At 69.1% G+C, this 23451-nt stretch carries 17 protein-coding genes and 1 riboswitch; of the genes, 6 read left to right on the top strand and 11 right to left on the bottom strand.

What is annotated here, in order from left to right:
- Positions 1-2: 2 nt before the first annotated feature.
- Positions 3-1439 carry a DUF2252 domain-containing protein gene (locus tag OD997_RS15095; protein ID WP_434332405.1) on the bottom strand — a complete coding sequence of 479 codons (1437 nt, stop codon included), beginning with the start codon at positions 1437-1439 and terminating at the stop codon, positions 3-5.
- Positions 1440-1621: 182 nt separating this feature from the next.
- On the opposite strand from OD997_RS15095, the gene OD997_RS15090 reads away from it, so the two are divergent.
- Positions 1622-2707 carry an ATP-binding protein gene (locus tag OD997_RS15090; protein ID WP_434332404.1) on the top strand — a complete coding sequence of 362 codons (1086 nt, stop codon included), beginning with the start codon at positions 1622-1624 and terminating at the stop codon, positions 2705-2707.
- Positions 2708-2723: 16 nt separating this feature from the next.
- Here the strand turns inward: OD997_RS15090 and OD997_RS15085 are convergent, their stop codons facing one another.
- The 7 genes from OD997_RS15085 to OD997_RS15055 form a co-directional block, all read right to left on the bottom strand.
- The gene (locus tag OD997_RS15085) at positions 2724-3083 is read right to left on the bottom strand and encodes a Fe-S protein (protein ID WP_434332403.1); all 360 of its coding nucleotides are present in this window, start codon (positions 3081-3083) and stop codon (positions 2724-2726) included.
- 55 nt (positions 3084-3138) lie between these two features.
- A complete protein-coding gene (gene ribH / locus OD997_RS15080) occupies positions 3139-3612 on the bottom strand; it encodes a 6,7-dimethyl-8-ribityllumazine synthase (RefSeq protein WP_210097384.1) in 474 nt (157 codons plus the stop codon).
- Complete coding sequence (gene ribA / locus OD997_RS15075; protein ID WP_434332402.1) at positions 3609-4877, bottom strand: GTP cyclohydrolase II; 1269 nt, start codon at positions 4875-4877, stop codon at positions 3609-3611. Before ribA ends, ribH begins: the two co-directional genes overlap by 4 nt.
- Positions 4874-5503 carry a riboflavin synthase gene (locus OD997_RS15070; protein WP_434332401.1) on the bottom strand — a complete coding sequence of 210 codons (630 nt, stop codon included), beginning with the start codon at positions 5501-5503 and terminating at the stop codon, positions 4874-4876. Before OD997_RS15070 ends, ribA begins: the two co-directional genes overlap by 4 nt.
- Positions 5503-6537, bottom strand: coding sequence for a bifunctional diaminohydroxyphosphoribosylaminopyrimidine deaminase/5-amino-6-(5-phosphoribosylamino)uracil reductase RibD (gene ribD, locus OD997_RS15065; RefSeq protein WP_434332400.1), 1035 nt, complete (start codon positions 6535-6537; stop codon positions 5503-5505). The genes OD997_RS15070 and ribD overlap by 1 nt, the downstream gene beginning before the upstream one ends.
- A 71-nt stretch (positions 6538-6608) precedes the next feature.
- Positions 6609-6754: riboswitch (FMN riboswitch) on the bottom strand.
- 54 nt (positions 6755-6808) lie between these two features.
- Positions 6809-7672: an Fpg/Nei family DNA glycosylase gene (locus OD997_RS15060; protein WP_434332399.1), complete on the bottom strand. Its 864-nt coding sequence runs from the start codon at positions 7670-7672 to the stop codon at positions 6809-6811.
- A gap of 4 nt (positions 7673-7676) precedes the next feature.
- Positions 7677-8282 carry a GNAT family N-acetyltransferase gene (locus OD997_RS15055; protein ID WP_434332398.1) on the bottom strand — a complete coding sequence of 202 codons (606 nt, stop codon included), beginning with the start codon at positions 8280-8282 and terminating at the stop codon, positions 7677-7679.
- 78 nt (positions 8283-8360) lie between these two features.
- On the opposite strand from OD997_RS15055, the gene mfd reads away from it, so the two are divergent.
- A complete protein-coding gene (gene mfd / locus OD997_RS15050; RefSeq protein ID WP_434332397.1) occupies positions 8361-11924 on the top strand; it encodes a transcription-repair coupling factor in 3564 nt (1187 codons plus the stop codon).
- A gap of 25 nt (positions 11925-11949) precedes the next feature.
- Here mfd and OD997_RS15045 read toward each other — a convergent pair whose 3' ends face one another.
- Positions 11950-12831: an SDR family oxidoreductase gene (locus OD997_RS15045; RefSeq protein ID WP_434332396.1), complete on the bottom strand. Its 882-nt coding sequence runs from the start codon at positions 12829-12831 to the stop codon at positions 11950-11952.
- A gap of 173 nt (positions 12832-13004) precedes the next feature.
- On the opposite strand from OD997_RS15045, the gene OD997_RS15040 reads away from it, so the two are divergent.
- The 3 genes from OD997_RS15040 to OD997_RS15030 all read left to right on the top strand — a co-directional run bounded on the left by OD997_RS15040 (position 13005) and on the right by OD997_RS15030 (position 18322).
- The gene (locus OD997_RS15040; RefSeq protein WP_434332395.1) at positions 13005-13631 is read left to right on the top strand and encodes a gamma carbonic anhydrase family protein; all 627 of its coding nucleotides are present in this window, start codon (positions 13005-13007) and stop codon (positions 13629-13631) included.
- Complete coding sequence (locus tag OD997_RS15035; protein WP_434332394.1) at positions 13628-16732, top strand: aminotransferase; 3105 nt, start codon at positions 13628-13630, stop codon at positions 16730-16732. The genes OD997_RS15040 and OD997_RS15035 overlap by 4 nt, the downstream gene beginning before the upstream one ends.
- A 156-nt stretch (positions 16733-16888) precedes the next feature.
- The gene (locus OD997_RS15030; RefSeq protein ID WP_434332393.1) at positions 16889-18322 is read left to right on the top strand and encodes an APC family permease; all 1434 of its coding nucleotides are present in this window, start codon (positions 16889-16891) and stop codon (positions 18320-18322) included.
- 91 nt (positions 18323-18413) lie between these two features.
- Here OD997_RS15030 and gdhA read toward each other — a convergent pair whose 3' ends face one another.
- Positions 18414-19784, bottom strand: coding sequence for an NADP-specific glutamate dehydrogenase (gene gdhA / locus OD997_RS15025; protein ID WP_434332392.1), 1371 nt, complete (start codon positions 19782-19784; stop codon positions 18414-18416).
- 151 nt (positions 19785-19935) lie between these two features.
- A complete protein-coding gene (locus tag OD997_RS15020) occupies positions 19936-22623 on the bottom strand; it encodes a phosphoenolpyruvate carboxylase (RefSeq protein WP_434332391.1) in 2688 nt (895 codons plus the stop codon).
- 88 nt (positions 22624-22711) lie between these two features.
- Between OD997_RS15020 and OD997_RS15015 the strand changes: the two genes are divergently transcribed.
- Positions 22712-23451 (top strand): Na+/H+ antiporter NhaA (locus tag OD997_RS15015; protein WP_434332390.1); only part of this gene is annotated, 740 nt, incomplete at its 3' end.

The following is a 23451-nucleotide window of genomic DNA, read 5'->3' as shown; positions in this document are numbered from 1 at the left end:
GCTCAGACCTCACCCAGCCCGCGCGCCGCGGGCAATCGGCCGGACGAGAGCGCAGCCACGAGCGCGCGGTGGTCGCGGTCGTTCTGATCGGCGTAGGCCGAGGCGAAGTCTGCCATCGCCTCATCGAACGCCGTGCCGCGCCCGATGTAGCCGGCTATCACGACGCGATCTCCCGAGCGCGAGTGGGCCCGCGCGAGGGTCTCCCCGCAGATCCGCGCATAGAGGACAGCGCCGCGGACGCTCATCGTGTCCGGGTCGCTCCCGCCCTTGCCGTCCTGAAGCTGGCGGAGGTAGAAGTCCCGTTCCTGTCCGTCGAGACCGATGATCGACTGCCATCCGAGGAAGATGTCGCTCGACGCCTGCATCAGACGCTGCCCTCTGACGACGCGTTCCCCGTGTGTGGCGAACTCGCTCGGACCCAGAAAACGTTCGAGGACCGATTCCTGCGCCTCCTTCGCCTGCAGCAGAAGCGGGTCGCGATCATCGCGCCCGCTGAGCAGGATCACCCAGGCGCGAGTTCCCACGCTTCCGACCCCGACGACCTTGCGTGCCATATGGCGATAGCGGTACTCGGCGATCGGATGCCGATCGCCGACGAGGGTGGTCCGATACTCGTCCAGGACTCGCCGCATGGTCACGACGTCATCATCGAGGGCACCCGCGTCACGGAGGATATCCTCCACAGGCACGATCAGCGGAGGTGCGGCTGCGATGCGCAGCTCACCGTCGATCACGCGCACGAGCTTGCGGAACGCCTTCCTGTGCCCCCGCGTGCGTGCCTTCTCGATCACCGCGTCGAGGCGTTGCACCTCGTCATCGCCGGCGCGTTCGTCGCGGTGCTCCTGACGGATCCACCGCTGCGCGCGCTCTGCATCGAGTCGGTCGTACCAGGCGTCGAGCACGGTGGACCTCGCGGCTGCCCTGATCGCGGACCGGTAGCCGCGGGCGGCGGCGGCCACGCACTCGTGTTCGGCCTCGACGGTGAATCCTCGCTGTCGACAGGCCACGGCGAAGCTCGCCGTCAGCCGCTTGACATCCCATTCGAAGGGGCCGGGAAGCGTCTCGTCGAAGTCGTTGATGTCGAATGCGAGCGACCTCTCCGGAGTGCTGTAGAGACCGAAATTCGACAGATGGGCGTCTCCGCAGAGCTGCGTGATGATCCCGGTGTGGGGGTGGGCCGCGAGATCGGACGCCATGAGCAGAGCCGCACCGCGGTAGAACGCGAGCGGTGATGCCGACATCCGCGCATAGCGGAACGGTGTGAGTTCTCGGACGCGTGACTCTGCCTGCTCCTCCAGCAGCGCGATCGGGTCGGGGCGGTCTGCAGACGGCGACCAGGCACCGAGCCGCGCGCGTGGCATCCGTGCGCGTGCCTCGCGGCCCGCCTCGCGCCTCGCGCGGAACGGCCCGGCGTCGTCCGCGCGGCGGTCCTTGCTCATACGGTTCTCCGTTCTCACATGTCGGTCAGACGAGAATCCGGCGCAAGTCTCCCAGGGAGTGGCCGCAGCAACCACCACAGGATCATCCGCGCAGGGTGAGCCTCACCCTGCGCGATTCGCGGGTCACACTGTGAGGGTGAGGTCAGGGCGGAGCCGGCCGCGCGCAGCGCTACGGTGTCGGCATGACCGACCTGACCATCGGCTCTCTGACCGCCGAGCCCACGGAGTCCGTGCACCTGGACGCGCGCCGATTCAACCGTCATACGTTCTGGTGCGGCCAGAGCGGAAGCGGCAAGACCTATGCGCTCGGAGTCGTGCTGGAGCAGCTTCTGCTGCACACCGAGTTGCCGATGCTGATACTCGACCCGAACGCGGACTTCGTCAGGCTGGCGGAGACGAGGGCGGGTGCGTCGACCGAGCATGCGGTCGCCATCGCCCAGACGGACATCCGCGTATTCCGATCAGGTCACGGCGAGGGGGACAAGCTGCACGCCCGATACATCGACTTGTCTCCGGCCGCGAAAGCCGCGGTCCTTCAGATCGACCCCATCGCCGACGCCGAGGAGTACAACGTCCTGCTCCACTGGGCGAAGAGTGTCACGGTGTTCGACGCGGAGGAGATGCTGCGCGGCTTCCGGGCGTCCGGAGACCCCGCGCGCATCCGGCTCGCGAACCGCATGGAGAACCTGCAGGTGCTCGAGTGGGACCTCTGGTCCAGAGGAGCCGGATCCGTCGTCGACGTGATCGACGAGCGACCGCGGGCCACCGTGCTCGATCTCGGAGGATTCGACCATCCCGCCGAGCCGAAGGTCGCAGCTCTCGCGGTGCTCGAGGCTCTGTGGATGCAGCGCGAGAGTCGTCGGCCGCTTCTCATCGTGATCGACGAGGCGCACAACCTCTGCTCGCCCGAGCCGCGCACCGCCGTCGAGAAGGCTCTCACCGAGAGGCTCGTTCAGATCGCTGCGGAGGGACGCAAGTTCGGTCTCTGGCTCTTCCTGTCCACCCAGCGCCCGACCAAGATCCACCCCAACGTGCTCTCGCAGTGCGACAACCTCGGCCTGATGCGCGTCAATGCTCCGCGCGACATCGCCGAGCTGGCCGACGTGTTCGGCTTCGTCGGCGAGGACGACATCCGCCGGGCTCAGGGTTTCTCTCAGGGACAGGCGCTGTTCGCCGGAGGGTTCATCGCGCAGCCGACGTTCGCGCAGATGGGGGAGCGGCTGACCGAGGAGGCCGGAGCAGACGTGCGAGTGCCGTTGCGCTCGTGACCGAATGGTGGGCGGATCAGCGCCAGATCACGGCGATGGCCGCGTTGACCGCGGTCAGAATGCCGACCAGCCAGAACATCGCCGGCGGCACCGAGCCGGCCTTGCGCTGCTTCGCCATGCCGATGCCGAGAAGCGCGCCGATCACGAGCAACACGACGAGCTTCGTGCCGATCTTGGCGTAGTTCATCTCGACGCCGTCGGGCAGACCCCACGGAGCAGCGAGGGCGAGACCTGCGACCGCGGCGATCGTCATGCCGATGCTCATCAGCCGGGTGAACTCGCGCTTTCCGCCGAACGCCTGCACCGCCCAGGCCCCGAACAGCACGGCGAAGCCGATGAGGTGGACGAACAGAACGACGTGGCGCAGAGTCTCCATGCCCCCACGCTAGGAGCACGCGGTGTGCGCGCGCCAGCAAGGGCAGGCTGACCTCTCAGCCGCGCAGCTCGCGCACGAGGAGGGCGGTGCGCAGCGCGGCATCCGCTGCCTCGGCACCCTTGTCCTCCTTCGATCCTTCGAGCCCTGCGCGGTCGAGGCCCTGCTTCTCGTCGTCGAGCGTGAGAACGCCGAAGCCCACCGGCTTGCCTGCATCGAGCGAGACGCGGGTCAGTCCGTCGGTCGTCGCCGCCGAGACGTACTCGAAGTGCGGGGTGCCGCCTCGGATGATCACGCCGAGGGCCACCACGGCGTCGGCGCCGCCCGCGAAGGCCGCCTGCGCGGCGAGGGCGAGCTCGAACGAACCGGGCACGCGCACGAGTCGGTATGCGGCATCGGCGTCGTCGAGCACGCGCTGCGCGCCGGCGATCAGTCCGTCGGTGATGACGTCGTGCCAGGTGCCGGCGACGATCACGACCTTGAGGCCGCGTCCGTCGATCTTCTCGGTCTTGGGTGCTCCTGCGCCGCTCATGAGTGATCCTTCTTTCCGTCGGCGAGAGCCTCAGCGAGCTCCGCCTCACCGATGATGTGACCCATCCGGTCACGCTTGGTCTCGAGGTACTGGTGGTTGTTCGGGCCGACTCCGACGATCAGCGGAACCTGCTCCACGACATCGAGGCCGAGGCTGCGCAGCTGGTTCACCTTGTCGGTGTTGTTCGTCAACAGACGAACCTTCGACACTCCGAGGTCTGCGAGGATCCCGGCGGCGGCCGCGTAGTCACGGGCGTCGGCCGGCAGTCCGAGAGCGAGGTTGGCGTCGACCGTGTCGAGGCCCTCCTCCTGCAGGCTGTAGGCGCGGAGCTTGTTGATCAGGCCGATGCCGCGACCCTCGTGACCGCGCATGTAGATGACGACGCCGCCGTCCTGCTCGATCGCGTCCAGGGCCGCATCCAGCTGCGGACCGCACTCGCATTTGAGGGAGCCGAACGCCTCACCCGTGAGGCACTCCGAGTGCACCCGCACGAGAGCCGTCTCGCCGGGCTCTCCCGAGACCACCGCGATGTGGTCGGTCCCGGTGACCCGGTCCTTGTAGGCGAGGAAGCGGAAGGTCCCGTGCGTGGTGGGCACGGTCGCATCCGCGCGCAGGCTCACACGCCTGCTGGCGCGTTCCGGTGCCCAGCCGGTGGGATCGATCTCGTTGAGGTGAGCGATGAGCTGCTCGATCGTGATGACAGGCACCCCGTCGCGCGCGCCGAGCTCGATCAGACCCGGCAGGCGCATCATGCTGCCGTCTTCGGCGACGACCTCGGCGATCGCCCCGACCGGACGGAGTCCTGCGAGCTTCATCAGGTCGACGGCAGCCTCGGTGTGGCCGCTGCGCTCGCGCACGCCGCCGTCGACAGCCCGCAGAGGGAGGACGTGTCCGGGGCGGATGATGCTGGTCGCGGTCGATGCAGGGTTCGCCAGGACATTCAGCGTGTGCGCGCGGTCGTGCGCACTGATGCCGGTGGTGACGCCTTCCGCTGCGTCGACGCTCACCGTGTACGCGGTCGAGCGCGCGTCTTCGGAGGCAGCGACCATCGGCGGCAGGTTCAGATTGTCGGCGAGGTCGGTCGGCATCGGCGCGCAGATGAAGCCGGATGACCAACGGACGGTCCAGGCGACCCACTCGGGCGTCGCGAGCTCGGCCGAGAGGATGACGTCGCCTTCGTTCTCGCGGTTCTCGTCGTCCGCGACGAGCACGGGGCGCCCGGCACGAAGAGCCTCGAGGGCCTCGGGGATGGTGGAAAGGCTCATCGCGAGCCTCCTTCCGGTGCTGCCCTGAACGCCACCAGGCGTTCGACGTGACGGGCGAGGATGTCGGTCTCCAGGTTCACACGGTCGCCGACGGAGCGCGATCCGAGGGTGGTGGCGGCGAGGGTCTCGGGGATCAGCGAGATCTCGAACCAGTGGCTCGCGGCATCCGCCGCGCTCACGGCGCTCACGGTGAGCGATGTGCCGTCGACCGAGATCGAGCCCTTGTCGACCACGAGCGGGGCGAGGTCGTCGGGAAGGGCGATGCGCAGCACGCTCCACTGCTCGCCCGGCCGCACATCCACGACTCTGCCGACGCCGTCGACGTGTCCCTGCACGATGTGGCCGCCGAGGCGCGCGCCGACCGGCATCGCCTTCTCGATGTTCACGCGCGTTCCGACGGATGCTCCGCCGAGGGCTGCGACGTCGAGCGTCTGCTTCATCACGTCGGCGTCGAAGGTGTCGCGCGTCGACCCCACGACCGTCAGGCAGACTCCCGAGACGGCGATGGACTCGCCGTGGATCGCGTCGGAGGCGGCCTTCGGCGCGCGCACGGTCAGCCGCCACCCGTCTCCGGCGGGCGAGATCGCGGTGATCTCCCCGATCTCCTCGATGATTCCGGTGAACATCAGGCGGCTCCTTCGTCGAGGTCGAGCACAGGGGTGGCGATCGCGAGCAGGTCCTCGCCGAGCGGCAGCCACCCCTCGACCGTCAGACGGTGGGCGGCGCCGATCGTGGCGACGCCGATGTCGGTCACTGCGAGCCGGTCGCCGCCGAGCAGCACCGGCGCGATGTAGGCGAGCACCCGATCGACGAGGCCCTGCGCGATGAACGCGCTCGCGAGAGTGGGGCCGCCCTCGACGAACACGCTCTGGATGCCGCGCGCGTGCAGATCCGCGAGCACGGTGTGCAGATCGTGGGTGTCGTAGAAGAGCGGCGTGTGCGGATGCCGACGGATCGCGGCCGCGTCGGGGGTGGGCCGCGAGCCGATCACGACGGGGACCGGCTGCGTCTCGTGCAGGGCGTCACCGTCGCGCGCGGTCAGGGAGGGGTCGTCGGAGAGCACGGTGCCGGTGCCGACGGCGATCGCATCGGCCGCCGCGCGGCGTCGGTGCACGTCGGCGCGGGCCTCGGGACCGGTGATCCACTGGCTGGAGCCGTCGGATGCCGCGGCGCGGCCGTCGAGCGACTGCGCCCATTTCACGGTCACATGCGGTCGGCCCAGCCTCTGGGCGGTGAGCCAGCCGTCGATGATCCGGTGGGCGACGTCGGCCTGCTCGCCGGCGTCGACGCTCACTCCCGCGGCGCGGAGGCGATCGGCGCCGCCGCCCGATACCGCGCCGGGATCGTCGAGGGCGTAGACGACTCGGGCGACGCCCGCCTCGATGAGCGCGACCGCACACGGGCCGGTGCGCCCCGTGTGGTTGCAGGGCTCCAGGGTGACGATCGCGGTCGCGCCTCGTGCCGCCCCCGGCGCCAGCTTCGAGAGCGCATCGACCTCGGCGTGAGGGGTGCCGGCACCGTGGTGCCACCCTTCGGCGATGACGGTCCCGTCGGAGCCGAGGATGACCGCTCCGACCTGCGGGTTCACTCCGCGCGGGCCGAGGGCTGCGAGTTCGAGCGCACGGGTCATCGCCCGTCGTTCCGTCTCGTTCACTGCCATCCGTGGTCCTCTCTGAGGCTCCGGGGTTCTCCTCGAGGGGAGACGCAGGCAGAACGCGCGCGCGGCGGCGCACCGTGCTGCCTCCCTTCCGGACTAGCGAGGCTGGGCCTCGCACCACCGTCGGTCCCGGAATTCCACCGGATCGGCACCTCGGAGAACCGAGACGCTCGCGGACTGTCACCGCCGGTTCGGATTCTCACCGACCCCGGAGCACGTTGATGCTCTGAGTGTACTCAACGCGTCCGAGGACATTTCATTCCGCGTCGAATTGCTACTTCAGCAGCCGCGACAGGCGGCGGTCGGCGAGCGGCTTGCCGCCGGTCTGACAGGTCGGGCAGTACTCGAGAGAGCGGTCGGCGAAGAAGACGCTGCGCACGGTGTCTCCGCAGACGGGGCAGGCTTCGCCGCGGCGGGCGTGCACCTGCATGCCTCGGCGCTTCGCGTCCTTCAGATCGGCCGGCGGCTTGCCCGACGCCTCGGCGACGGCATCCGTCAGCGTCGTCTGCATCGCCGCGAACAGCCGGTCGACCTCGTCGTCGCCGAGCTTGTCGGCGATCGCGTAGGGAGACATGCGGGCCGCGTGCAGGATCTCGTCGGAGTAGGCGTTGCCGATGCCGGCGATGATGCTCTGATCGCGCAGCAGACCCTTGATCTGCGTGCGCCGCCCACTGAGCAGGCTGCCGAAGACCTCGCGCGTGAAGGTCGATTCGAGCGGATCGGGTCCGAGGCGAGCGATTCCCGGCGCTTCCTGGGGATCGCGCACCACGTAGACGGCCAGAGACTTCTTCGTACCGGCTTCGGTGAGGTCGAACCCGCTCTCGTCGTCGAGTGCGACCCGCAGCGCGATCGGCGACTTGCCCGGCTTGATCAGAGTCGTCGGCAGAGTCTCGTACCAACGCAGCCACCCGGCCTTGGCCAGATGGAAGACGAGATGCAGGTCGGCGCCACAGGAGAGCACGATGAATTTGCCCCGCCTCGACGCGGCCGTGATCTCGGCACCGTGCAACGCGGTGTTCGGCGGGTCGTACGTCTTCAGCGCGGCGATCGCGCCCACGGCCGTGCGGACGATCGTTCGCCCCACGGCGCGCTCCGTCAGGAATGTCGTCAGGCCCTGGACTTCCGGCATCTCAGGCATGCGCTCATCCTGCCACCGACGTCGGACACACGGCTAGGGAGGCTCCCTGGAGGATCGGCCAGTCCACCGGCGCACGGTCATCGGCCGCGAGGAGCCCGCCGAACCATCCGTCGTCGCGACCGCGGTCGCTGGTGAGCGCCTGGCGCCCCAGCCCCTCGTATCGGAAACCGAGCGCGCGAGCGGCACGGGCCGACGGGACGTTGCCGGCCACCGCGCGCCAGCCCAGTCGAGCGAGACCGAGCTCTTCGAACCCCCAGCCGACGACGGCGCGAGCCGCTTCGACGAGGTAGCCGTTGCCGCGTGCTGATTCGGTGACCCAGTATCCGATCTCCGCATGCCCGCCGGTGCGGTGCTCAGTGATGTGATGCAGCCCGATCGACGCGACCAGTTCGCCCTCGCGGTAGGCGCACCAGATCGCCTGGCTGCCGTCGGCCCACCATTCGCGGATCAGGCGCACGTAGCCTTCGCCGTGCTCACGTGTGTAGGGGCTCGGCACGGTGGTCCACCGGGGGATCTCGGGGTCCTGGCAGGCTGCGGTGATCGCGTCGACGTCGGACTCGTCCGGCACGTGCAGGACGAGGCGCTCGGTGGTGAGGGTGACCGGTTCCATCCGTGCATCCTATGGGCGACCGGGTCCCCGCCCGCAGCCCCGCGAGCCCGTGTCTGTGGCCGCGGCTAGGCTTGTCCGGTGACTGTGCCGGGGATTCTGCGCGCCTTGGAAGAGGCATCTCTTTTTCGTGACGCTCTGACGTGGGCCCAGACCGATGCCGATCTCGGCCTCGTCGACGGACTCGACGCTCCGGCACTCGCCGGTCTGCTCGACAAGCGGCGGGCGGCCGGGCATCCGCCGGCACTCCTCACCGTCGTGCCGACGGGGCGGCGTGCCGAGAGTCTCGCCGCGGCGCTCGGCGCCTACATCCCCGACGCCGAGATCGTCACCTTCCCGGCCTGGGAGACGCTTCCCCACGAACGTCTGAGCCCCAGCCCCGACACCGTCGGCCAGAGACTCCAGACCCTCCGCCGCATCGCCGAGTGGTCGGGCGACCACCCGCTCGTCGTCGTCGCGTCGGTGCGCGCCGCGCTGCAGCCGATCGCGGGCAACCTCGGTGAGATCGCGCCGCTGGAGCTGCGCGCGGGAACCCGTGGTCACGAACTCGACCACGTCGTCGAGCAGCTGGTCGAGCGCGCCTACTCGCGCGTCGACATGGTGTCGCGACGCGGCGAGTTCGCGGTGCGCGGCGGCATCCTCGACGTCTTTCCCGCGATCTCCGAGCATCCGTTCCGCGTCGAGTTCTTCGGCGACGAGGTCGATCAGATCCGCGCGTTCTCGGTCGCCGATCAGCGTTCCCTCCCCGGCGATGTCGACGGCGTCGACCTGCCGCCGAGCCGTGAACTGCTGCTGACCCCCGACGTCCGCGATCGCGCGAGGGCGCTGATCGGCGGGTTCCCCGCGATCGCGGGAATGCTCGAGAAGATGTCGGAGGGCATCCCCGTCGAGGGCATGGAGTCGCTTCTTCCGGCCGTCTCGGGTCCGCTCAAGTCGCTCGCCGAGTACCTTCCCGAGGGCAGCGCGACCGCCGTCGTCGACCCTGAGCGGTCGAGCGCCCGCGCGATCACGCTGGGCGAGACCAACCGCGAGTTCCTCGACGCGGCCTGGAGCGCGGCCACCTCCGGCGCTTCCGCGCCCATCGACCTCGGAGCAGGAGACTTCCTCACGATCGCCGAGCTGCGCGAGGTGGTGCGCGATCGCGGCGGCGTGTGGTGGCGGCTGAGCCCGTTCTCGATGGGCGGCGAGGATGCCGAGACCATCGACGCGTCCGTCATCCCCTCGTTCCATGGCAACGTCGACGGCGCGATCTCGTTCGTCGATGCGAAGGTCGCCGACGGATGGCGCGTCGTCGTCATCGCGGCGGGTGCCGGTCTCGTCGACCGCGCGCGTGACGTCCTCTCCGACCGGGGCATCGCCGCCCGCATCGTGGGCGAGCTCGTCGATGCGCCGGACACCGGCGTCGCGACCCTCGTCACCGGATCCGTCGAGGCCGGATTCCAGATCCCCGAGGCGAAGCTCGCCGTCCTCACCGACAACGAGTTCTACGGCCGCACGATCGGTGGCGACCAGCGCGTCGTCAAGAAGCTCGCCTCCCGCCGCAAGAACGTCGTCGACCCGCTGCAGCTCAAGCAGGGCGACTTCGTCGTGCACAACACGCACGGCATCGGCCGGTTCGTCGAGATGACGCAGCGCGAGGTCTCGACCGGGGGCCGCAACGCGACCAAGTCCGTGCGCGACTACCTCGTGCTCGAATACGCACCGTCGAAGCGCGGATACCCGGGTGACAAGCTCTTCGTGCCCACCGATCAGCTCGACCTGCTGTCGAAGTACGTCGGCGGCGAGGGTCCGACCCTCTCGAAGATGGGCGGCAGCGATTGGTCGCAGGCCAAGGGCAAGGCCCGCAAGGCCGTCCGCGACATCGCCGTCGAGCTGGTCAAGCTCTACTCGGCGCGCATGAGCGCGAAGGGGCACGCGTTCGGGCAGGACACCCCGTGGCAGCGCGAGCTCGAAGAGGCGTTCCCATTCGCCGAGACTCCCGACCAGCTCCAGACGATCGACGAGATCAAGGCCGACATGGAGCGTCCGATCCCGATGGACCGTCTGCTCTCGGGCGACGTCGGCTTCGGAAAGACCGAGGTCGCCGTGCGTGCGGCGTTCAAGGCGATCCAGGACGGCAAGCAGGTCGCGATGCTCGTGCCGACGACGCTGCTCGTGAAGCAGCACCTCGAGACCTTCACCGAGCGTTTCGCCGGGTTCCCCGTCAAGGTGCGCCCGCTGTCGCGCTTTCAGACCGACAAGGAGGCGCGTCTGACGCTCGACGGCCTGCTCGACGGCACGGTCGACATGGTGATCGGCACGCACCGCATCCTCACCGACCAGGTCATGTTCAAGGACCTCGGATTGATGATCATCGACGAGGAGCAGCGCTTCGGAGTCGAGCACAAGGACACCCTCAAGAAGATGAAGACCAACGTCGACATCCTCGCGATGAGCGCGACGCCCATCCCGCGCACGCTCGAGATGGCGGTCACCGGCATCCGCGAGATGTCGACGCTCGCGACACCGCCGGAAGACCGGCATCCGATCCTGTCGTTCGTCGGACCCCGCAGCGACAAGCAGATCACCGCGGCCATCCGGCGTGAGATCCTCCGTGAGGGCCAGGTGTTCTTCGTGCACAACCGCGTGCAGTCGATCCAGCGGGTCGCGGCGCAGCTCGCGGAGCTCGTGCCCGAGGCGCGCATCGCGGTGGCCCACGGTCAGATGGGCGAACACGCGCTCGAGCAGGTCGTCGACGACTTCTGGGAGCGCAAGTTCGATGTGCTCGTCTCGACCACGATCATCGAGACGGGCCTCGACATCTCGAACGCCAACACGATCATCATCGACCGTGCCGACAAGTACGGGCTCAGCCAGCTGCACCAGCTGCGTGGTCGTGTCGGGCGTGGTCGCGAGCGGGCGTACGCCTACTTCCTGTACGACGAGATGAAGCCGCTCAGCGAGACCGCGGCCGACCGTCTGCAGACGATCGCCGTGAACAACGACCTCGGTTCGGGCATGCAGGTCGCGCTCAAGGACCTCGAGCTCCGCGGCGCCGGCAACCTGCTCGGCGGCGAGCAGGCCGGCCACATCGCCGGCGTCGGCTTCGACCTGTACCTGCGGATGATCGGCGAGGCCGTCGCGACCTTCCGCGGCGAGGACGTCGAGTCCGGCCAGGAGCTGCGGCTCGAGCTCCCGCTGGATGCGCGCATCCCCGAGCACTACATCGACAGCGAGCGGCTGCGGCTCGAGGCCTATCAGAAGCTCTCCGCGGCGTCCGCCGCGACGGCGAAGGACGACGCGATCGATCTCGTGATCGACGAGCTGACCGACCGTTACGGCACTCCGCCCGACGAGGTCGAGGGGCTGATCGCGGTCGCCCGTCTGCGTCGCCGCGCCGCCAGGGCAGGACTCGCCGACGTCGTCGTGATGGGTTCGAACCTGCGCATCGCGCCCGCTCATCTCGAGGAATCGATCAAGGTGCGTCTGCAGCGTCTGTACCCGAAGGCCAAGCTGGTCGCGGGTGGCGACGCCCTCGTGGTGCCGATGCCGACGATCCCCGCGGCAGTGGGCGTCGGACTCGAGCCGCTGCCGAACGCGGAACTGCTCGAGTGGGTCGGCCAGCTGCTCACGGCGATCTTCCCCGAACCGGCGAAGGTCGAGTGAGGGCAGTTCTCCAGAGAGAGGATCTCTAGAGCGAGAAGCCGCCGTCCGTCGTCAGCACCTGGCCGACGACCCACGACCCCGCGTCGCTGCAGAGCCAGCCGATCAGTCGCGCCGGGTCGTCGGGGCGCCCCACCCGGCCGAACGGCGTGCCGGCGATCCACTCGTCGACGCCTGACAGGTCGCGATCGGTGGTGTCGGCGTCCAGGTATCCCGTGTTCACGGGGCCGGGGTTCACCGTGTTCAGCACGATCCCGACGTCGAGGAGCTCGGCAGCGGTCGAGCGGGTGATGCCCGCCAGAGCGGCCTTGCTCGTCGCGTACGAGATCTCGCCTCGCATCGCGCCGTGGCCCTGACCCGAGGTCATCCAGATCACGCGGGCCGTCGGCGTCTCGAAGGGACCCAGCGAGGGGATGCTGTCGCCGGGGCGCGCGGCGGGAGTCGCCGCCCCGCCGAGCTCTGCACGGATGCGGCGTGCCAACCCGGCTGTGAGCAGCAGCGACGCACGCGCGTTGGCCTGCCAGTGCGCGTCGAGTCGCTCGGCTGTCATGTCGAAGATCGTGCCGTCGCCGCCGCTCATCGCCTGGTTGCAGACGACGATGTCGAGTCGCCCCGACAGGGACCAGGCCGCGTCGAGCAGCGGTTCGATGCCGGCCGGGTCGCGCAGGTCTGCCTGAGCGTCGCCCATCACGGCCCCGGATGCGAGCGAGTCGCGGATGCCGTCTCGCACCGCGTCGAGATCGTCACCTCCCCACGGGTGGTCGAGATCGTGAGGACGGAAGTGATGGAAGAACACGTTCGCGCCGAGGGAGGCGAGGGTCGTGGCGGTCGCGAAGCCGATGCCCCGACGACGGGAGACACCGGTCACCAGGGCGGTACGGCCGAGGAGGGGGAGTGCGAGGGAGTTCATGACGGAGGCCTTTCGATCGTGGTGCCGGGGCGCGCAGACGTGCGGCCCAGCGGCAGGGTGGAGGATCGAGTCACCGGCATTGCATGGGCGACAGCGTAGCAGCGAGGACTCCGGCACGCTCCACGCCGGGAGCAGCCTTCTCGCCGTGCATCCGGCAGCACTACGCTGGCGTCATGTTGTACGAGCACCTCGGGGCTCGGCCCCGGATCCATGACACCGCCGTCGTCGCTCCCACCGCCGTGATCTCCGGCGATGTCGAGATCGGCGCCGGCTGCCAAGTGCTGCACGGCGCCGTGATCACGGCGGAGGGCGGGCCGATCACGCTCGGGGAGCACGTCATCGTGATGGAGAACGCGCTCATCCGTGCGACGGCGGCGAACGCCGTGCATATCGGCGCGCACACGCTCATCGGCACTCTCGCGAGCATCGCGGGCGCCACGGTCGGGGAAGAGGTCTTCTTCGCATCCGGTGCGCGGATCTTCAACGGGGCGCTGGTCGGTGACCGCTGCGAGGTGCGCGTCAACGCGATCGTGCATCGACGTGCGGTGCTGCCGGCCGGCACGGTCGTGCCGATCGGATGGGTCGCGGTCGGCGACCCCGTGCAGCTGCTCTCTCCCGACCGTGAGGCGGAGATATCGGCTGCGCAGCCAGAGCTCGACTTCCCCGGTCACGTCTTCGGCGTCGACCGCGACACCCCCGATCTGATGGTGCAGCTGACCGAGCGCTACGGCAGCTCGCTCGCACGTCACGCCCACGATGTGCGTCTCGACGTCGACGGCCGCGCGGCGGGCCGAGGGTGAGCGATGGCGCAGGGCTCGTCCGACCCGATGTGAGTGCGGCCGACGCGGCCGCGATAGCTCGGGAGTGCTACGGCGTCGAGGCGGTGGCGAGCGAACTCGGCAGCAATCAGGATCGCAACTTCGTGCTCGTCGAGGCCGACGGCTCGCGCAGCGTCCTGCGCGTCGACAACCCGGTGTTCTCTGACGATGCACGCGACGCGCAGCATCAGGCCCTCGACGCCTACCGCGCGGCGGGGGTGCCGGTTCCTGCCGTGCTGCCCGGCCTCGACGGCGCGCTCACGCAGCGGTGGCGCGGATTCGCCGTGCGACGCAGCGAGTTCGCCGATGGCGAGGCACTCGTCGATGCGGGGTACCTCGCACCGGTCGTGCTCGCTGAGTTCGGCGCGCTCGCGGCGGCATCCGTGAACGCGCTGGCCGGGCTCGAGCATCCGGGGCTCGACCGCGAGCAGATGTGGGACATGAGGGTCGCCTTCGAGCAGATCACGATGCTGGCGCCGTCGGTGACCGACGCGGAGCTGCGATCGCGCGTGCGCACGGCGTCGGACGTCGCGCAGAAGGCGGTGGCGGTCGTGGCCGAACGGCTGCCGGTGCAGCCGATCCATGGCGATCTCACCGACGACAACGTCACCGGTCGGCGGGGCGCCGACTCCCGACTCCATCCGCACGTCGTGCTCGATCTCGGCGACCTCGGCCTCGGCTGGCGCGTCGCCGAACTCGCGGTGTGCGTCTCATCGATGCTCCACCACGAACCCGAGCGCCCTCTGCGCGCGCTCGACACGATCGCCGCTTTCCACGCAGATGCGCCGCTCAGCCGCGACGAGGCGCTCGCCGTCTGGCCGCTGATCGTGCTGCGATCGGCGCTCCTCGTCGCGAGCGGCTGGAGGCAGCTCGAGATCGACGGCGACAACGAGTACGCGCGCGAGCGGATCGCGGGGGAGCAGGCCATCTTCGACGCCGCGACCGCCGTACCGCTCGCCGAGGCGACGGAGCTCGTGCTCGACAGATTGGGATTCGACGCCCCCGTCTTCGAGGCGCCGGTCGTCGAGGTTCCGGTCGTCGAGGTGCCAGGCGTCCCCGGGCCGGTCGTCACCGCGCCGGTGGTCACCGCGCCGGGAGCCGAAACACCGGAGGCGGACGGATCAGAGGAGAAGGCGCCCGAACGCGAGGCGCCGGAGGAGGACGCAGCGCCGCCCGACGGCGATCACCTGACCTCCCCACTCGCTCCGCTGCTCCCTGACCTCGACGGCCGCATCGTGGTGGTCGACCCTGGCGTGGAGTCCGACGCTCTGGAGGCCGGCCGCTGGACGGCTCATGATGCAGAGGCGGAGCTCATCGCCGGCGCCCATGCCCGGGGCGCGCGTGCCGCCGTGGTTCCCTACGGCGTGTACCGCCTCACGCGCACAGCCCTCGACACCCCGGATGCCGCGGCCACCTGGCCGGTCGAGACCGAGGTGCACGTCGCTCCCGGGCCGTCGTCGCGCATGATCGCCCCGGTCGAGGGCGACCTGAAGATCACCGACGGCAGTGTGCGCATCACGATCGACGGCGGGTGGGAACTCGACCTCCGCGGCACCGACTTCGAGCCGACGCGCAACGGCAGGGTCGAGAAGGGCGAGAGCATCGGCCGACTCGCGGCGTCGTTCGAGATCAGGACGCTGGTCGTCGGACTCCGCCGAGCGGATGCGCCGCCACTGCCCGCCGAAGCCGCTGCCGCGCACCGGGTCACGCCGGACCGGGTCGAGGCCTGGCGTCGTTTCACCGCCGATCCCGCGGCTCTGCTCGGCCTCGCGTCGCACGCGCAGCGCGACGGCGCTCACGACGAGCTGCGCCGCCGAGAGCGGATCTTCGCCGAGGCGCAGGAGCGCTACTACGAGCACCCTCCGCAGATCGAGCGCGGCTGGCGGCATCACCTCGTCGACACCACCGGCCGCAGCTACATCGACATGGTGAACAACGTTGCGGGGCTCGGCCACGGGCATCCGAAGGTGGCCGCCGCGGCGAACCGACAGCTGAAGACCCTCGCCACGAACTCGCGCTTCCTGTTCCGCGATCTCGCCGAGTACAGCGAGCGGCTGATCGCGCTGATGCCCGAGGGGAGCGGACTCGACACGGTGCTGCTGGTCAACAGCGGCTCGGAGGCCGTCGATCTCGGCATCCGTCTCGCGCAGGCGGCCACCGGGCGTCGTACCGTGGTCGCGCTCCGCGAGGCCTATCACGGCTGGACGATGGCGAGCGATGCTGTCACGACCAGCGCCTACGACAACCCTCACGCCCTCGAGACGAGACCCGACTGGGTGCACGTCGCCGATGTGCCGAACCGATTCCGTGGCACGTACCGTGGAGACGATACGGCCGATCGCTATCTCGCAGACCTCGCCGCAGACCTCGACGGTCTCGCCGCGGAGGGCCGTGACGTCTCGGCGTTCCTCTGCGAATCCGTTCTCGGCAACGCCGGCGGTGTGCTGCTGCCCGACGGATATCTGGCGGGCGCCTACGATCTGGTGCGCGCACGCGGCGGTCTCTGCATCGCCGACGAGGTGCAGGTGGGCTTCGGTCGCATGGGCTCGAGCTTCTGGGGGTTCGAGCAGTCGGGCGTCGTGCCCGACATCGTCACGATCGCGAAGCCGATGGGCAACGGGTTCCCGATCGGGGGAGTGATCACCTCCCGCCGGATCGCCGACGCGCTCAGCGATCAGGGGCAGTTCTTCTCCTCGGCTGGCGGCAGCACCCTCAGCTGCCGCGTCGGGCTGGCGGTGCTCGACGCCATGGTCGAGGACGACCTGCAGCGGAACGCTCTCGAGGTGGGCGCGCACTTGGCCGAGTCCCTCCGGGCGCTGGCGCATCGGCATCCGCTCGTCGGTCCCGTGCACGGCGAAGGTCTCTACCTCGGGGTCGAGCTCGTGCGCGACCGCGAGAGCATGGAGCCTGCGGACGCCGAGGCCGCCGCGATCTGCGAGCGGATGCGGGAGCTCGGCGTGATCGTGCTCACCACCTCCGAGCGTTCCAACGTGCTGAAGATCAAGCCGCCGCTCTGCCTGACGGTCGAGAGCGCGGATCACGTGGTCGCGATGCTCGACCGGGTGCTCTCCGAAGGCTGGTGATCCCGGATGTCTTCGAATCCCGCGTGGATTCGCCATGTTAAATGCGTATTTCGAATCAGATCCGCTCTTCCGCTGACGAATATCCCGGGTACATACTGAGCCTCAGCGTCGGACCGCCCGAAGTCTGACCCATGCGCTGTTCCCGAAGGAGTACTCATGGCCACGACCATCAAGACGAAGCCGCTCGCGCAGGGTGGGGGCACCCTCCGACGCAACCTCGGACTCTGGGCGATCGTCGGTCTCGGCCTCGGCTACATGACGCCGACCGTCGTGTTCGACACGTTCGGCATGGTGGCGCGCGACACCGACAACGTCGTTCCGGCCGCGTACCTCGTCGCGCTCGTGGTCATGGTCTTCACAGCCATCAGCTACGGCAAGATCTCCAGCGCCATTCCGAGCGCCGGCTCCGCGTACACCTACGTCCGCGAGTCGATCCACCCGAACCTCGGGTTCATGGTCGGCTGGACCTCGCTCATCGACTACGTGCTGCTCCCGATGGTGAACTGCCTCATCATCCGCAGCTACCTCGAAGCGCTGTTCCCCGACATCCCCGGCTGGATCTGGGTGGTGCTGTACTGCATCCTCGTGACGAGCATCATCTACATGACCATGCGCGGCACCTCGAACATGAACATGATCCTGCTCGTGTTCTCCATCGTCGTGATGATCGTGTTCGTCGTCATGGTCGTCGCCCAGCTCATGCGCGGCGAGGGTGCGGCCACGATCGCTTCGGCCGCCCCGTTCATCCACGACGGCGCGACCATCAGCGCGGTGCTCATGGGAGCCACGATCGTCTGCTTCTCGTTCATCGGCTTCGACGCCGTCACGATGTACGCCGAGGAGGCGAAGGACCCGAAGATCATGCCCAAGGCGATCCTCCTGACCGTGATGCTCGGTGGAGCGATCTTCCTGATCGCCGGGTACGTCACGCAGCTCCGCTTCCCCGACTGGAACGAGTTCGCCCCGGGCGGCGACATGCAGTACGTCGAGGACTCCACGCTGCCGATCATCGGAAACCTCGTGGGGGGCAACGTCCTGATGGCGGTGCTGACGGCGGCCGGATTCTGCGCCACCCTCGCCTCAGGCCTCGCGTCTCACGCTTCCGTGTCGCGCATGCTGCTGGTGATGGGGCGCAACAACGTCCTTCCGCAGAAGGCATTCGGCTACATCAATCCACGCACGCACACCCCGACGTTCAACATCGTGCTGGTCGGCGCGATCTCGCTGCTGGCGATCCCGTTCACCCTCGAGCTGATCGCGGCCTGGATCAACTTCGGCGCCCTGATCGCTTTCACTTTCGTCAACATCTCGGTGATCGCGTGGTTCGCGATCCGCAAGGGCCGGCGCCACACGCCGCGCGACATCTTCTCGTACATCGTGATGCCGGGCATCGGCATGCTGCTGACGGGACTCCTGTGGGTGAACCTCCACGCCGATGCTCTCACCGGAGGCCTCATCTGGACGGCCATCGGCCTGATCTACCTCGCCGTGATCACGAAGGGCTTCCGCAAGAAGGTGGTCGCGTTCGACGAGAACCAGGCAGTGACCGGTTTCAACAAGGTCGTGAAGGTGCCTGTCGACGAGAGCTGAGCCCTGCAGGCTCACACAACGAGAATGCAGAAGAGCCGCCCACCTGGGAGGGGGGCGGCTCTTCTGGCGTGTGCAGGCGGAGGCCGGCGGGTCAGATGACGCCCTGCGCGAGCATCGCGCCGGCGACGCGCTCGAAGCCGGCTATGTTCGCGCCCGCGACATAGTCACCCGCGACGTCGTAGCGCTCGGCAGCGTCGAATGCGGCGCTGTGGATGTCTGCCATGATCTCGCGCAGCTTGCTCTCGCTGGCGTCGAAGCTCCAGCGCTGACGGGACGCGTTCTGGCTCATCTCGAGGGCGGAGGTCGCGACACCACCGGCGTTCGCGGCCTTGCCCGGTGCGAACAGCACACCGGCGGCCTGGAAGGCGTCGACCGCTGCGGGTACGCAGGGCATGTTCGCACCCTCGGAGACCGCGCGCACGCCGTTCGCGATGAGAGCCTCGGCCGCGTCGAGGTCGAGCTCGTTCTGCGTCGCGGAGGGCACCGCGATGTCGACGGGCACCTCCCAGACGCTTCCGCCCTCGACGAATCGCGCACCGGGACGACGGTTGGCGTACTCGACGATACGAGCGCGCTCGACCTCCTTGATCTGGCGCAGCAGGTCGACGTCGATCCCGGCGTCGTCGACGACGTAGCCGGACGAGTCGGATGCGGTCACGGCGGTCGCGCCGAGCTGCGTGGCCTTCTGGATCGCGTAGATCGCGACGTTGCCCGAGCCCGAGACACCGACGCGCTTGCCCTCGAGTGAGTCGTTGTGCACGCCGAGCATCTCCTGCGCGAAGAACACCGCGCCGTAGCCCGTGGCCTCGGTGCGCACCTCGGCGCCGCCCCAGCCGGTGCCCTTGCCCGTGAACATGCCGGACTCGTGACGGTTGGTGATCTTGCGGTACTGGCCGAAGAGATAGCCGATCTCGCGGCCGCCCACTCCGATGTCACCCGCGGGGACGTCGGTGTGCTCGCCCAGGTGGCGGTAGAGCTCGTTCATGAACGACTGGCAGAAGCGCATGATCTCGCCGTCCGACCGGCCGTGCGGATCGAAGTCCGAGCCACCCTTGCCGCCGCCGATGCCCTGTCCGGTGAGAGCGTTCTTGAAGATCTGCTCGAAGCCGAGGAACTTGATGATCGACAGGTTGACCGACGGGTGGAAGCGGAGCCCGCCTTTGTACGGGCCGAGGACCGAGGAGAACTGGATGCGGTAGCCGCGGTTGACCTGCAGGCGACCCGCATCGTCGACCCACGGAACCCGGAACAGGATCTGACGCTCCGGCTCGACGAGACGCTCGAGGATGCCGCCGTCGACGAACTGCGGATTGCGCACGAGCACCGGGGCGATCGAGTTCAACACCTCGTGCACGGCCTGCTGGAACTCGGGCTCGTTCGGGCTGCGGTGAAGCACCGTGTCGAAGACGGGCTGCACCGAGTCGGCGAGCGGATGGAAGTCAGCGGAAGACGAAGAGGTCACGCGAAAGAGCTTTCTGAACGGGGGAAGAAGATGATGCGTGCGATCGTGTCGCGTGAGAGGTCGCCGGATCGGGCAGAAACCTCACTCTAGCGGGCACGCCGAAGTGAGGACTCTCGCACCGGAGTGCACGCGACGACGACGATGCGGCGGCTCAGCCGGTGTTCTGCAGGCCCGCGGCGACGCCGCTCACGGAGAGCAGCAGCAGTCGCTTCTGCTCGTCCTCCGCACCGGATCCGGTCGCTTCCGCGGGGTCGCGCAGCGCACGCAGAGCGCGCAGCTGCAGCAGCGAGAGTGCGTCGACGTAGGGGGTGCGCAGCTGCACCGCGCGCTGCAGGATCGGCTTGTTCTCGAGCAGTCCGACGCCGCCGGTGAGACGGATCACCCACTCGCGGGTGAGGGTCATCTCGTCGAGCACGAGCTGGGCGAGATCGTCGCGGTCGCCCAGTGCCAGATACTGGCGGGCGATGCGCTCGTCGGTCTTCGCGAGGCTCATCGCGACGTTGTCGATCATGGTGCGCAGCAGCGGCCAGTCGCGGTAGGCCTCGATGAGGCGAGCCTCGTCGCCCACCGCTGCCAGCGCGGTTCCGAGACCGAACCAGCCGGCGAGGTTGATGCGTGCCTGAGTCCACGCGAACACCCACGGGATGGCGCGGAGGTCTTCCAGGGACTCGACCGACAGGCCCCGTCGCGCGGGGCGCGAGCCGAGTGCGAGCAGACCGATCTCCTCCATCGGGGTGACCGTGGCGAACCAGGGCGCGAAGCCCTCGGCTTTCACGAGCGAGAAGAAGCGCTCGCGCGAGGAGCGGTCCATCACCGAGGCGATGTCCGCGAATCGCGCCGCGGCCTCGCTCGTGTGCTTCTCGACCGTCGGCGACGATGCGAGCAGGGTCGCCGCGGCGACCTGGTCGATGTGGCGCATCGCGATCGCGGGCTCGCCGTAGCGGGCGAAGATGACCTCACCCTGCTCGGTGAGCTTGAACCGGCCGTCGACCGAGTGCGGCGGCTGCGCGAGGATCGCCGAGTTGGCGGGTCCGCCACCACGGCCGAGGGCTCCGCCACGGCCGTGGAACAGGGTCAGCTCGATGTCCGACTCCTGCGCCCACAGCGCGATCTTCTCCTGCGCCTCATAGAGGGCGAGGTTGGCGGCGACGGGGCCGACGTCCTTCGACGAGTCGGAGTAGCCGAGCATGACCTCGAGGCGGTTGCCGGTGGCGGCCATCCGCTCCTGGAACTCCGGGAAGGTCACCGCCTCGGCGAGGATCTCGGGTGCCGCCTGCAGGTCGGCGAACGTCTCGAACAGCGGCACGACGTCGAGCACGGGGGCGTCGTCGCCGAGCGCGTGCCGCGCGAGTGCATACACGTTCGCGAGGTCGGAGGCCGCCTGCGTGAACGACACGACGTAGCGGCCGGCGGCTCGGAGGCCGCGGTCGCGCTGGATCTCGGCGATCGCACGGAAGACCTCGAGCACCTCTTCGGTCTGCGCGCTGATTGCCTCACCGCTCGCGAGCTCTGCCAGAGCCTTCGCGTGCACCTGCGAGTGCTGGCGGACCTCGAGCTCGGTGAGATGGAAACCGTACGTCTCCACCTGCCAGATCAGGTGCTGGACACCGCCGAAGGCGTGGCGCTTCGCTCCGGCATCCGACAGCGACGACTGCACCGCGCGAAGATCTGCGAGGAGCTCCTCGGGGCGGCTGTAGCGGAGCTCGTCGTCGCGGCGGGTGGCGGCGACGCGGTGGGCGAGCGCGAGCAGCACCCGGCGGTGCGGCTCGCCGGGGGAGCGGGCTCCGAGCTCTTCGGCGCCGCGCGGATCCGCGGCGGCGAAGTCGTCCCACAGGGCGGAGACGGCCGCGCTCGCGGGGGTGTCCTCGGCGTCGAGCGTGAGCGTGCGGCCGATGCGTTCGAGCGCGCGCTCGAGACCACGGAGCACGTGATCCGAGGCGATCTGCGAGGCCTCGCGCGTGACGGATGCCGTGACGAACGGGTTGCCGTCGCGGTCGCCGCCGACCCAGGAGCCGATACGCACGAAAGCAGGGACCACGGGCTCGGAGGCGCCGGAGTCGTCGCCGCGCAGTGCGTCGTCGATGCGGCGGTACACGTGGGGGACCGTCGTGAACAGCGTCTCGTCGAACACGCCCATGACCGTGCGGACCTCGTCGGTCGGAGACGGCTTCTCGGCGCGCAGCGGCGCGGTGCGCCAGAGGGTGTCGATCTCCTCCAGCATCCGACGACGGGCGCGGTGCTCCTCGGAGCCGCCCTCGCTCGCCGCATCGTGCTGCGTGAGCAGCTCGGACAGGCGGCGGATGCTCGACGACACGGCCCGGCGACGGGCTTCCGTCGGGTGGGCCGTGAAGACGGGGTGGAAGCGCAGACCCTTCAGGCGACGCAGCGCCTCGTCGTCGCCGACCTCGGTCTTCAGACGCGCGTAGGCCGTGGCGACCGTGTCAGCGGCATCCTCGCGGCCGGGCTGCCCGGCGCGCTCGCGGAGGACGCGCACGCGCTGGTGCTCCTCGGCGAGGTTGACCAGATGGAAGTAGCACGTGAACGCCCGCGCGACCTCGTCGGCGCGGTCGATGCTGAAGGACTCTGCGATCGCCGCTGCGCGCTCGAACGCGTCGGATGTCTCTTCGTCATAGGCCTGGATGGTGGCGAGGCGCAGCTTCTCGACGTCCTCGAAGAGATCGTCGCCGCCGGCTTCTCGCAGCACCTGGCCGAGAAGGGCGCCGAGCATCCTGACGTCGGAGCGCATCGCGTCCGGAATGCCACGGCCCGCTTCGAATCGGCCGATGATGCGGATGGCCGAGGTGTCGGTGGGCTCGGGGAAAGCGTGTTCGGGGGTCACCGTTCGAGAGTATCCCGGGTCGAGGTGGTGCTCTGAACGCATGACGATCCGAGACGGCCGCGACGACCGGCGAACTACCATGGAGGGGATGCGAATCTCCGCGAACCCCCTCCGCGGGCAGCAGTTCCCCGCTGTCCTCCTCCTCGTCGCCGCCGGCCTCGGTCTGCTGCTGGCGAATCTGCCCACGCATGACGCGCTCGCCGCAGTGCTCGACTTCCACATCGCCGTGCCGGGCACCGCGCTGGACCTCTCGATCGAGCACTGGGTGTCCGACGGGCTCCTCGCCGTGTTCTTCCTCGTGGTCGCGATCGAGCTGCGCCACGAACTCACGCACGGAGAGCTGGATTCGCCTCGCAAGGCCGTGCAGCCGGCGATCGCCGCCGCGGGTGGTGTGCTGGTGCCGATCGCGGTCTACCTGCTCATCGCCGGAGACTCGGCGACCGCCACCGGATGGCCGATCCCCACCGCGACCGACATCGCCTTCGCGCTCGGTGTGCTCGCGATGTTCGGCAAGGGCCTGCCGTCGACCGTGCGGGTGTTCCTGCTGGCGCTGGCGATCCTCGACGACATCATCGGCATCATCTTCATCGCCGTTCTCTTCGCGCACGACGTGCAGTGGCTGCTGCTCGTCCTCGCCGTGGTCGCGGTCGTGGCGTTCTGGCTCCTCAGCCGCGCGCTGCACGCCAAGGGGCACCCCGCGATCGCCGTCGCGATGGTCGTGGTCGGAATCGTGGCATGGGGACTCGTCGCCGCGTCAGGCATCCACGCCACCATCGCGGGCGTCATGCTCGGCCTCGTGATGTCGCCTGTTCCCGCCGCCCGCACCAG

The organism is Microbacterium sp. CGR1, assembly GCF_051062835.1.
Taxonomy (GTDB): domain Bacteria; phylum Actinomycetota; class Actinomycetes; order Actinomycetales; family Microbacteriaceae; genus Microbacterium.
Note: the sequence above shows the minus strand (reverse complement) of the source record. Positions and strands in the feature narration are given on the sequence as shown.